Source organism: Loigolactobacillus bifermentans DSM 20003, assembly GCF_001434575.1.
Lineage (GTDB): Bacteria > Bacillota > Bacilli > Lactobacillales > Lactobacillaceae > Loigolactobacillus > Loigolactobacillus bifermentans.
Genome location: NZ_AZDA01000051.1, coordinates 1 through 368 on the forward strand (window position 1 = coordinate 1; position 368 = coordinate 368).

Sequence of the window (368 nt, forward strand, 5' to 3'; positions counted from 1 at the left end):
GAAGCCGTGACTTTTTTCTCAGCAACAGGCTGACCGTCGGCTAATAAATGAATCGTGATGGCCTTTGGTCGCACGCCGTCTTGATTGTCATGGTCGGCCCAAGTTTTGGTGCCTTTAACGCTAGTCACAGCCGGTTGATGGGTATTGGTAATAACGATATTACCAGCGTTTTGATCGTCGACCTGTGTGGTGTAACCAGGCGTCTTTTGGGTTTCTTTAACGGTATAGCTGATTTTTTGCCCATTTTGATTAACGGCTAAGTCGGTCCAAGTATGGGTCCAATCAGCGGTTGCCGTTAAGTCTACCGGTTCGCCTGACTTTTTGCCATTGGCATAAAGCTGAACTTGCAAGTTGTTCGGGCGTAAGCC

1 protein-coding gene is annotated in these 368 nt (G+C 48.1%); it reads right to left on the bottom strand.

The window, feature by feature from the left end; translation table 11 throughout:
- Positions 1 to 368: Cna B-type domain-containing protein (locus FC07_RS07545; RefSeq protein ID WP_157050129.1), on the bottom strand; the 368-nt coding region annotated here is incomplete at both ends.